The following is a 9,886-nucleotide window of genomic DNA, read 5'->3' as shown; positions in this document are numbered from 1 at the left end:
GCCATGCGCACCGTCTATCTCGTCCTCGCGGCCCTGGCTTGCATTGCCGCGGTCGCTGCCCGCGCAGCCACGGGTACACCGTGGCTGCCGCTGGTAGCACTCATCATTGCCGCCGTGTTTTTAGTCCTTGCCCTGCGCGCTAATTTTCAACGGGCGGAAGAAGCCACCCTTGATGATTTGGATGAAAAGCAGCGCGCAGAGATTAAGCGCTTGCTGGGCAACGGCCAGTTCGGCACGGCGGTTAACCAAGTGCGCCTCTGGTTTAGGGGGACCTCCCACGAGCGCGCGACGGAGATAGTCCAGCAGCTTACTTAGTGCCGCCCACTGCGCTGCCCCCGCATATAGCCCTCGGTCGTGGAAGAATTGTGGGTATTCGGTACAGTATGGGGCATGACTGAACGTACATTGATCCTTATTAAGCCGGACGGCGTAAAGAACGGCCACGTGGGCGAGATTATTGCCCGCATCGAGCGCAAGGGCCTCAAGCTGGCCGAGCTGGACCTGCGAGTAGCTGACCGCGAGACCGCAGAAAAGCACTACGAAGAGCACAAGGATAAGCCATTCTTCGGCGAGCTGGTGGACTTCATCACCTCCGCACCATTGATTGCCGGCGTCGTTGAAGGCGAGCGCGCCATCGAGGCATGGCGCCAGCTGGCCGGTGGCACCGACCCAGTCTCCAAGGCCGCGCCCGGTTCCATCCGCGGTGACTTTGCACTCAGCGTGGGCGAGAACATCGTGCACGGCTCCGACTCCCCAGAGTCCGCAGAGCGCGAGATCGGAATTTGGTTCCCCAACCTCTAAGTACTGACGTTACCTAGATTTCAAGGAGGCCCGAGCATTAAGCTCGGGCCTTTTCATTTATAAGGGGATTTATTGAGGGGCTAAAAACTTTGCTTGATTCACAGTGTTGCAGACATATTAGGCCAAGATTTTAAGATTGGCGGCTTTTTAGTCGAAGGAGAGTAGCTTGCACAGTGCGGTGAAAGCTTGCTTTTGCACTTCGTGGGTGACGGTGCGGCCAGTCTGTCGTTTGGCTAGGAGGCCAGCATCCCGCAATTTTGCAAGATGGTGAGATACCGTTGGCTGGCTGAGACCGGATAATGTGGTCAGTTCGGAAACGCTCATCGGGCCGCAGCCTTTATCGCACAAGATGGATAAAAGACGAAGTCGGGCGGGATCTGCAAGTACCTTGAATTGCTGGGCAAGATGCACGGAATCGGCCTGGTCTAGGGGGCCGTTGCTGAGTGAACAACATTCGTTGATGTGGGGATCTTTGGTCATGCCGTGCGAAGAAACCATGCCTTTAGTATATGGGCGTTTGACACACCCTTTCATATTGACAGGTATCGATATGAATGGCTACAGTGCTGCACGGTACGGTGCGACTTGGGTCAATGAAGGAGACAAGTATGGCTACCTCACAGCAGCCGCGTTTAGCTTTTCTCGATCGCTTTCTACCCCTGTGGATCATTCTAGCTATGGTCCTTGGCCTGCTCATAGGTCATTTCCTTCCAGGAATAGGGAACGCGCTCTCAGCTTTGGAAATTGGAGGTATTTCCCTCCCAATCGCTTTAGGGCTGCTGGTGATGATGTATCCACCGCTTGCTAAAGTGCGCTATGAAAAGACTCGGGAGATTGCCACTGACAGACGGCTGATGACCGTGTCGATCGTTTTAAATTGGCTTGTGGGGCCAGCATTCATGTTCGTACTGGCCTGGCTATTCTTGGCGGATCAACCTGAGTTGCGCACGGGTCTTATTATTGTCGGCCTTGCCCGCTGCATCGCTATGGTCTTGGTATGGTCAGACCTATCCTGCGGTGACCGGGAAGCCACGGCAGTACTAGTAGCAATCAACTCCGTTTTCCAAGTTGCGATGTTCGGAGTCTTGGGTTGGTTCTATTTGCAGATACTGCCAGGGTGGCTGGGCCTTGATACCACCTCTGTCGAATTTTCTTTCTGGTCCATTGTTACTTCAGTGCTCGTATTCTTAGGTATTCCGCTTTTGCTTGGGATCATCTCCCGAGCATGGGCAGAGAAGACTAAAGGGCGTGAGTGGTTTGAAAGCCGTTACCTTCCCGCCGTGTCTCCTTTGGCAATGATCGGTTTGTTGTACACAATTGTCTTACTGTTCTCCCTGCAGGGAGAACAGCTCGTGGAGCAGCCGATAGCGGTAGTTAGGGTAGCGGTGCCTCTGATGCTGTACTTTGTCGGGATGTTCTTTTTGGCTTTGGGCGTAGCTAAGGCTGTCGGAATGAACTATGCACAATCTGCTTCAGTGGCCTTTACCGCAGCGGGAAATAATTTTGAGTTAGCCATCGCGGTTTCCATTGGTACCTTTGGAGCTACCTCTGCTCAAGCATTGGCCGGTACTATCGGACCCCTTGTCGAAATTCCGGTTTTGGTTGGCCTGGTATACGTAATGCTCTGGATTGGTCCCAAGTTATTTCCTGGAGACCGGACTCTGCCGAATTAGCGCCTGCCAAATTGATATAAGCACCGCACGCCAGTAGGGGTGAGGGTGATGCGCCAGCTTTCTACTTTGGAGCGCAGCCCAATATTTTCTACCTTCACTAGCCCATGCTTTTTTAGTTCCTGGATCGCATCGGACAGGGTATTTAGCTCCACCTGCATCAGTCGGGACAAGGCCTTGGTGGTGGTTGTATTGCCCTGGACGGCCCCGGCGGTGACGAGGGCGGTGAGGATATCGAGGTGGGCATCGGCAAGCTGCATGGCACTATCTGTGACCCCTTCTAGTGGATCTTCAGCCACGATGCGCTGCATGCGGCGGCGGCCAATGCGAAAGGACTGGGAAAACATGGCCCACAATCCCAGTGGAAATGCGAACGCCGACACCGCGCCGGTTAAGATACCTTCCACGGGTGGGGCCAGGGAAATGTCCGGCAACCAGCCAGCCGCGGATAGCGGGGCCATGGCCAGCGGTAGAGCAAGTGGAATTACTGGCGCCCAATAAGCAATGGTGGGGTAATCGCCTTCGAGGTAGACATCCTGGCTAGCCCCAATGGAGCGGGGATAGTGGCGGATGAGGGGCACTAATCCGATGACCGCAAAGACCGCAAAAACGGCGGCGCCTATCAGCATGTAGCTGGTCTCCGTTTGGGCAAAACCGAGGGCAAAGCCGGCCGGAACGCCGAATAAGCACGCTTCTTTCGGCGTAATCTCATTGCGCTGCCGGTACTGCGATAATGTCCGTGCGGGGCGCGGTGCCAGTTCTGCCATAACTTCAAACGTAGCATCGCCCACAGCCTGCTCGCCCCGCCAGGATTCTGTGACACAATGGAACTCACGCGCAGCGCGCGCATAATTTCATAACCCCACAAGCTTTAACGCAGTGCGTTTATCGCGGCTATTCGTGCGGCAGCGGCACAGCTCCTCTAGGGCTGTGCCTGCGCCCGAGTAGCTGGCGCACCATACAATCGAAGTACAGGAGTAAGCCCAACTAATGGTGGCACAGAACTCTCAAGAAACAACTGAAAACCTACAGGCAGCTGCGGCTTTGGCCCAGCGGATAGATCCGAGCGAGCTGAAAGATAAAACTCGCGTGTATGCGATGGCCAAAAAGCTCGGCCTATCATCACGCCAGCTGGTGGCCCAGCTGAAGGACATGGGCCTGAATAAGACCGCGCAGAGCTCTATTACCCGCGCGGAAGCAGGCGACCTCTTTGCCGCTTTGGCGCGCCACGCAGGGGCTGCGGAGGCGGGGCAGCCGGCAGCCGCGGACGAGAACCCAGAGGATGCAAAGCCTGAGAACAAGGCCAAGACCACCAAGCGTGCTCGCCGCACCCGCAAGGCCACGAAGAAGTCCGCGCCCGCGGCAAAGAAAGAACCGGCGCAGGCCGATGCCGGGGAAGAAGCTGGCACCCCGGCTGACAACACCGCAGCCAATGCGGAAGAGGAAAAGAACCTGCGCTACCGCGTGCGCAAGAACGTGGACAATGAAATCTCCCAGATTGAGGAAAAAGTCGATGCTTCGCTGGTAAAAAACGCATTGCCGGATGTAAAGCAGGCACCGGACCGTCTGCCGGATCCTGAGCCGGCGAAAGCACCCGCGCGCGCTGAAGACGTTACAGACGCTGAAGATGCCGATGCTACCGATGCGGGCGCTGCGGATGCCGGTGAGGGTGACACGACGGGGACCGTGGATCCAGCCAAGTTGCATGAGGTGCTGGCAGAGGCCGGCGAGGATTTCGACGATGATTACTATGCACCGCGCATAGTCCCGCGCGCGGAGACGGACGACGATTCCGCCGCGTATGACTTCGCACCGCTATTTATGCCACCGCAGCAGCAGGAAACCGCCGATCTCGGTGAGGACGCGGCCGCGGACATGGCGGCGATCGCTGAAGCCGCAGATGCGGCGGATCCTGCCAAAGACGCCGAGCCCGCTGAGGCCGACAAGGCCGAGGCAGGCAATAAGGCCACGCGCGGGGGCTCTGACAAGCGCCGCCGCGGCCGCCGCGGAACCTCCCGTGGGCGCGGCGGGAACGAGAACTCCAAGAAGGAGGCGGCGGATAAGGAGCCGGAGCTTATCGATGAGCCCAAGGCTATCCGCGGCTCTACCCGAATCGAGGCGCAGAAGCGCCGCCGCGCGGAATTGCGCGAAAAGGGCCGCGAGCGCCAGCACATCGTGTCCCAGGCGGAATTTTTGGCGCGGCGCGAGGCCGTAGAGCGCACCATGGTGGTGCGCGATAAGCAGCGCGAGGACGGCGCGGGCATCGTCACGCAGGTGGGCGTGCTTGAAGATGACCTCTTGGTCGAGCACTTCGTTACCACCGAGGCCCAGGCTTCCCTCATCGGCAATATTTACTTAGGCCGCGTGCAAAACGTCTTGCCGTCTATGGAGGCGGCGTTTGTGGACATCGGCCAGGGCCGCAATGGCGTGCTCTATGCCGGCGAGATTGACTGGCGCAAGACCAAATTGCACGGGCGTTCCCGCAAGGTAGAAAATACCCTGAAATCCGGCGATCAAATCTTGGTGCAGGTGGCAAAGGACCCGATTGGCCACAAGGGTGCGCGCCTGACTACCCGGATTTCCTTGGCCGGGCGCTACCTCGTCTACGTACCAGGCGGGCGCAGTGCCGGAATCTCGCGCAAGCTCCCAGCGCCGGAGCGCAAGCGCTTAAAGGACATCTTGGGCCGCGTGGTGCCAGGCGATGGCGGCGCCATCATCCGCACCGCTGCCGAAAACGTTCCCGAAGAGGCCATCGCAACCGACGTGCAGCGCCTGCATAACCGGTGGGAAGATATTTCTGCCCAAGCCAAGAAGGAAAAGTCTTCCAAGGGCGCTAAGCCGGTCACGCTCTATGAAGAGCCGAATATGCTCATCAAGGTCGTCCGCGATCTCTTCAATGAAGACTTCCACCGCCTGATCGTGGACGGGAAGCGTTCCTTTAATACGGTCAATGCCTACGTGGAATCAATGGCACCGGACCTTGCGGATCGCGTGGTGCGCTATAAGCCGAAGGACCACGGCGGCCAGGATGCCTTTGCCGCCTACCGTATTGATGAGCAGCTGCATAAGGCGCTCTCGCGCAAGGTATGGCTGCCATCTGGCGGTACCTTGGTCATTGACCGCACTGAGGCTATGACCGTCATCGATGTCAACACCGGCAAGTTCACCGGCTCCGGCGGCAACCTGGAAGAGACCGTGACCCGCAATAACTTGGAGGCGGCCGAAGAAATCGTGCGCCAGATGCGCCTGCGCGATTTGGGCGGCATGATCGTGGTGGACTTTATTGACATGGTCCTGCCGGAAAACCAGGACCTGGTTTTGCGCCGCCTGAAGGAGGCTTTGGGCCGCGACCGCACGCGCCACCAGGTATCCGAGGTCACTTCCTTGGGCTTGGTACAAATGACGCGCAAGCGTTTGGGCACCGGCCTGGTAGAGACCTTTTCTACCGAATGCGAGCACTGCCATGGCCGCGGCATCATTATTCACGAGTACCCGGTCGATGAAGCCGAAGACAACCACTCCGGCCACCATTCGCACGGTTCCTCTAAGTCGCACAAGAAGCCTGACCACGATCCCCAGCAGCACCCTACTGCCGTGGCCATGCACGAGCACGACGATGAGGACGAGCGCGCGGAGAAGAAGGGGCAGAAGCACCACAAGGGGCATAGGTCCGCTCACCAGCCGCAGAAGTACCAGAAGACCAATGCTCCTCTTTATGGCAGTCAGGATGAGCAGTCACCGTCCTTGGAGGAGCTGGTAGCCAACGTCGTCGTAGATGACGGGCCTGACGAGTCAACACAGAAGGGAGCGCAGAAGCGCGGCGAGGGCAAGCAAAACAAGCGCCGCCGGGCGCAGAAGAAGTCTGAGGTCTCTGAAATCGAGGCCATTGCCTATGCCGCGGCGGAAAACGCTGCCGAAAGCGATGAGGTGCAGAAATTTAATTCCTATGTGCCCGATGGCCAAGAAACACCGGCGAAGGAGAAGAAGCGCACCCAGCGGGGCAAGAAGCCGCGCCGGGCAACGCGGACCTCGCCCGCGTCCCGTCGCGCGCAGGAGCGGCCGAACCAGCGCCAGCAGGACGCTGAAGCGAAGGCTGAAGACAAGAAGGCGGTAGCTACCGATGCCCCAGAGAAGACCTACGAGGAGGCAGTAGCCGAGTTTGAGGCTTCTCCGCGCCGAAAGCGGCGCACGCGCGGGAATTCGCGTTCCGATAACCGCCCGCGCCCAGAGGATTTTGCCAAGCAACAAAAAGAGGAATCCACGGGTTCCTCCGAGAAGGAACGCGGTGGCGATGCGGCACAGCAGGACGCCGAGCAGCAAAAGCCCCGCAGCACGTCACGCGGGCGCGGTCGGCGTCGCAGCGTTCGCACCCAGCCGAACTCCCGCCGGGCAAATGTGCAGGCCTCGCACCGGGCAAACGCGCAGGATGTAAAGCAGGACGGCAAGCGCGGGGACGCCTCGCGAACTGCGGAACAGCGCCACGAGAATATCAGCGGCGGGAAGAAGAATTCTTCGACACAGGGAAGCCGTCGCGGCAAGCGCCGGGTGGTGCGTACCAACCCGAGGGACAAAGCCACCTCGCATAATGCGGGTGCCCCAACGGCTATACCTGTTCAAGGGGAGAAGGATTCCCAGAAGGCTAGTGCTCCGCAGACCGAAACCAAGGTCATTCGCCGCGGGAAGAAGCGCGCGGTGAAAAAGACCGGGGCGCCGGCCGCGGCTGCGCGGCAGGAACGTGCTGGGGATAAGGCGCCCACTAACGCACCGGAGACCCCGCAGACTGGTGCTAAGGACGCGGGCCGGCGGCGGCGCCGCGTAGCACGGCGAGCTACGTCCTAGGGCATCGCCACGCGGGTGCGAAGTGCGTGGTTTGTATTTTGTACCCGCGGCGGGGTAGTCTTTGACAGTCGCTGTTTAGAACTCTCGGCGCTGGATCAGCCCACAATTGCCGCCCGGTGATTGAGGACATGTTCGCGCGGGGTCTGAACGCAATATGTAAGTGTCCATTCGGATAACGGCTTGGATGCCGTGTCCGAGCGAGTTTAGATAAGGGGTAACCCTCTATGTACGCGATCGTCAAGACCGGCGGCAAGCAGTACAAGGTTGCTGAAGGTGACCTCGTCAAGGTCGAGAAGATCGAGGGTGAGCCAGGCTCTGCCGTGGCTCTCACCCCGGTTCTGCTCGTCGATGGCGCCGCTGTGAAGTCCAAGGCTTCCGACTTGGAGAAGGTTTCCGTCGCTGCGGAAATCGTTGAACAGGGTAAAGGTCCAAAGATTGATATCCTGAAGTACAAGAACAAGACTGGTTACAAGAGGCGTTTGGGTCACCGCCAGCCTCAGACCACCTTGAAGATCACCGGTATCAAGTAAGCCTTAACCGGGCTGCAAATCATCCCCGAAGGAGGGAAACGACATGGCACACAAGAAGGGTGCTTCCAGCTCCAGCAACGGTCGCGATTCCGAGTCCAAGCGCCTCGGCGTCAAGCGCTTCGGTGGTCAGCAGGTTAACGCCGGCGAGATCATCGTGCGTCAGCGCGGCACCAAGTTCCACCCAGGTGAGAACGTTGGTCGCGGCGGCGACGACACCTTGTTCGCACTTGCTGCTGGCTCCGTGAAGTTCGGCATCAAGCGCGGCCGCCGGATGGTAAACATCATCCCGGCTGAAGAGGTTGCTGCAGAAGCTACTGCTTAAGCACGACCGCAGCGGTCAATCCTCGGGCAGCTTTCACTACGGGTGAGGGCAGCTCGAGGATTTTCTCGTTTTACCTCCCACTGTGCTGGCAGGGCATGGGTTGGAGTCCGAGCTTGGCTACGCATTACACTGGCTAAGACAATAGATTTAAATAAGAAGGGTGTGGCACATCATGGCACGATTTATTGACCGCGTCGTCTTGCACTTGCAGGCTGGCGACGGTGGGCATGGCTGTGTGTCTGTCCACCGCGAGAAATTCAAGCCATTGGGCGGACCGGATGGCGGCAATGGCGGCCACGGTGGCGACATCGTTTTGGAAGTTTCAGAGCAGATCCATACTTTGATGGACTTCCACTACCGCCCGCATATTAAGGCCGAACGAGGCGGCAACGGTGCCGGCGATATGCGCAATGGCGCGCGCGGTGAGGACCTGATTCTGGAGGTTCCCGCGGGTACGGTTGTGCGCACGGAAAAGGGTGAGACCCTGGCGGATCTTACTGTGCCGGGCACGCGTTTCGTCGCGGCTGAGGGCGGTTTCGGTGGCTTGGGCAACGCGGCGCTTGCGTCTAAGAACCGGAAGGCACCGGGCTTTGCGCTGCAGGGCGAGCCGGGCCAAGCTCATGATTTGGTGCTCGAGCTGAAATCCATGGCGGATGTGGGGCTTGTGGGCTTTCCTTCGGCGGGTAAGTCCTCGTTGATCTCTGTGCTCTCTGCAGCCAAGCCGAAGATTGGTGACTACCCGTTTACCACCCTGCAGCCCAACTTGGGTGTGGTGGATATGGGCGATAGCTCCTTTACCATTGCCGATGTCCCTGGCCTTATCCCTGGCGCCGCCGATGGCAAGGGCCTAGGCCTAGACTTCCTGCGCCACATCGAGCGCACGGCCGTGCTGGCCCACGTCGTTGATACCGCATCCATCGAGCCTGGCCGCGATCCGGAATCCGATATTGAGGCGCTGGAAAATGAGCTGGCTAAGTACCAGGAGGCGCTAGAAAGCGATACCGGTTTGGGTGACCTGCGCGAGCGCCCGCGCGTCATTATTTTGAATAAGGCCGATGTGCCGGAGGCGGAAGAGCTTGCGGAGTTCGTCAAGGATGACCTGAAGGAAAAGTTTGGCTGGCCGGTGTTCATCATTTCTGCGGCAGCACGCAAGGGCTTGGACCCGCTGAAATTCAAGCTCATGGAAATGGTCACCGAGCATCACAAGGCACAGCCTAAGCCGAAGCGGGATCCTTCCCATACCGTTATTCACCCCAAGGCCCAAGCGCATAAGAAAAACACCGGCAGCTTCGCAGACTTTAGCGTGCGACCGGACCCAGAAGTGCAGGGCGGATTCATTGTGGAAGGCGAAAAGATCGAGCGCTGGATTACCCAGACCGACTTTGAAAACGATGAGGCCGTGGGTTACTTGGCGGACCGCCTGGCCAAGGCCGGCGTGGAAGACGAGCTGCACAAGCAGGGCGCGGTGGAAGGCTGTCCCGTGACCATCGGCGGCATTACATTCGAATGGGAGCCGATGACCGGCGGCGATCCAACTATGGCCAGCCGCGGCGAGGATGCCCGCCTGAAGGGCACCAACCGCGTGTCGGCAGCGGAGCGCAAGCGTGCCTCCCAAGCCCGGCGTGGCTTGGTCGATGAGCTCGACTACGGAGATGAGGAAGAGATCACCCGCGAAGGCGCTAACCGTGACCGGTGGCAGGGTTAGTTGTTAACTTCTGGCGAAG

Annotated in this window: 9 protein-coding genes; 7 read left to right on the top strand and 2 right to left on the bottom strand. The window is 59.0% G+C overall.

Translation table 11 applies throughout. The features are described 5' to 3' along the window. The first annotated feature begins 3 nt into the window (after positions 1–3). Positions 4–315 (top strand): hypothetical protein, encoded by a 312-nt coding sequence (locus tag QP908_RS03005; protein WP_023023552.1) that lies wholly within the window; start codon positions 4–6, stop codon positions 313–315. Positions 316–390: 75 nt separating this feature from the next. Beyond that, positions 391–801: a nucleoside-diphosphate kinase gene (gene ndk / locus QP908_RS03000; RefSeq protein ID WP_005277934.1), complete on the top strand. Its 411-nt coding sequence runs from the start codon at positions 391–393 to the stop codon at positions 799–801. 147 nt (positions 802–948) lie between these two features. Here ndk and QP908_RS02995 read toward each other — a convergent pair whose 3' ends face one another. Continuing rightward, positions 949–1,299, bottom strand: a complete 351-nt coding sequence (locus tag QP908_RS02995; protein WP_284771605.1) for an ArsR/SmtB family transcription factor — start codon at positions 1,297–1,299, stop codon at positions 949–951. Positions 1,300–1,409: 110 nt separating this feature from the next. Between QP908_RS02995 and arsB the strand changes: the two genes are divergently transcribed. Further along, on the top strand, positions 1,410–2,474 hold the full coding sequence (arsB, locus tag QP908_RS02990; protein WP_284771604.1) for an ACR3 family arsenite efflux transporter: 1,065 nt from the start codon (positions 1,410–1,412) through the stop codon (positions 2,472–2,474). On the opposite strand, the gene QP908_RS02985 is transcribed toward arsB, so the two are convergent. Further along, positions 2,471–3,238, bottom strand: coding sequence for a helix-turn-helix domain-containing protein (locus tag QP908_RS02985; protein ID WP_284629150.1), 768 nt, complete (start codon positions 3,236–3,238; stop codon positions 2,471–2,473). The genes arsB and QP908_RS02985 overlap by 4 nt on opposite strands. Before the next feature lie 223 nt (positions 3,239–3,461). Between QP908_RS02985 and QP908_RS02980 the strand changes: the two genes are divergently transcribed. The 4 genes from QP908_RS02980 to obgE all read left to right on the top strand — a co-directional run bounded on the left by QP908_RS02980 (position 3,462) and on the right by obgE (position 9,867). Next, positions 3,462–7,310 (top strand): translation initiation factor IF-2 N-terminal domain-containing protein, encoded by a 3,849-nt coding sequence (locus QP908_RS02980; protein ID WP_284771603.1) that lies wholly within the window; start codon positions 3,462–3,464, stop codon positions 7,308–7,310. Between the two features lie 224 nt (positions 7,311–7,534). Continuing rightward, positions 7,535–7,840: a 50S ribosomal protein L21 gene (gene rplU / locus QP908_RS02975; protein ID WP_023023542.1), complete on the top strand. Its 306-nt coding sequence runs from the start codon at positions 7,535–7,537 to the stop codon at positions 7,838–7,840. Positions 7,841–7,883: 43 nt separating this feature from the next. Then, a complete protein-coding gene (gene rpmA, locus QP908_RS02970) occupies positions 7,884–8,162 on the top strand; it encodes a 50S ribosomal protein L27 (protein ID WP_005277951.1) in 279 nt (92 codons plus the stop codon). Positions 8,163–8,334: 172 nt separating this feature from the next. Next, positions 8,335–9,867, top strand: coding sequence for a GTPase ObgE (gene obgE, locus QP908_RS02965; protein ID WP_023023539.1), 1,533 nt, complete (start codon positions 8,335–8,337; stop codon positions 9,865–9,867). Positions 9,868–9,886 lie beyond the last annotated feature (19 nt).

It is taken from the genome of Corynebacterium sp. MSK204, from assembly GCF_030229885.1.
In the GTDB taxonomy this organism is placed as follows: domain Bacteria; phylum Actinomycetota; class Actinomycetes; order Mycobacteriales; family Mycobacteriaceae; genus Corynebacterium.
Note: the sequence above shows the minus strand (reverse complement) of the source record. Positions and strands in the feature narration are given on the sequence as shown.

Excerpts from the sequence above, each read along its gene's own strand:
- QP908_RS02995 (WP_284771605.1), bottom strand. The coding sequence starts at position 1,299 with ATGGTTTCTTCGCACGGCATGACCAAAGATCCCCACATCAACGAATGT.
- QP908_RS02985 (WP_284629150.1), bottom strand. The coding sequence starts at position 3,238 with ATGGCAGAACTGGCACCGCGCCCCGCACGGACATTATCGCAGTACCGG.
- obgE (WP_023023539.1), top strand. The coding sequence starts at position 8,335 with ATGGCACGATTTATTGACCGCGTCGTCTTGCACTTGCAGGCTGGCGAC.
- QP908_RS03005 (WP_023023552.1), top strand. The coding sequence starts at position 4 with ATGCGCACCGTCTATCTCGTCCTCGCGGCCCTGGCTTGCATTGCCGCG.
- rpmA (WP_005277951.1), top strand. The coding sequence starts at position 7,884 with ATGGCACACAAGAAGGGTGCTTCCAGCTCCAGCAACGGTCGCGATTCC.
- QP908_RS02980 (WP_284771603.1), top strand. The coding sequence starts at position 3,462 with ATGGTGGCACAGAACTCTCAAGAAACAACTGAAAACCTACAGGCAGCT.
- rplU (WP_023023542.1), top strand. The coding sequence starts at position 7,535 with ATGTACGCGATCGTCAAGACCGGCGGCAAGCAGTACAAGGTTGCTGAA.
- arsB (WP_284771604.1), top strand. The coding sequence starts at position 1,410 with ATGGCTACCTCACAGCAGCCGCGTTTAGCTTTTCTCGATCGCTTTCTA.
- ndk (WP_005277934.1), top strand. The coding sequence starts at position 391 with ATGACTGAACGTACATTGATCCTTATTAAGCCGGACGGCGTAAAGAAC.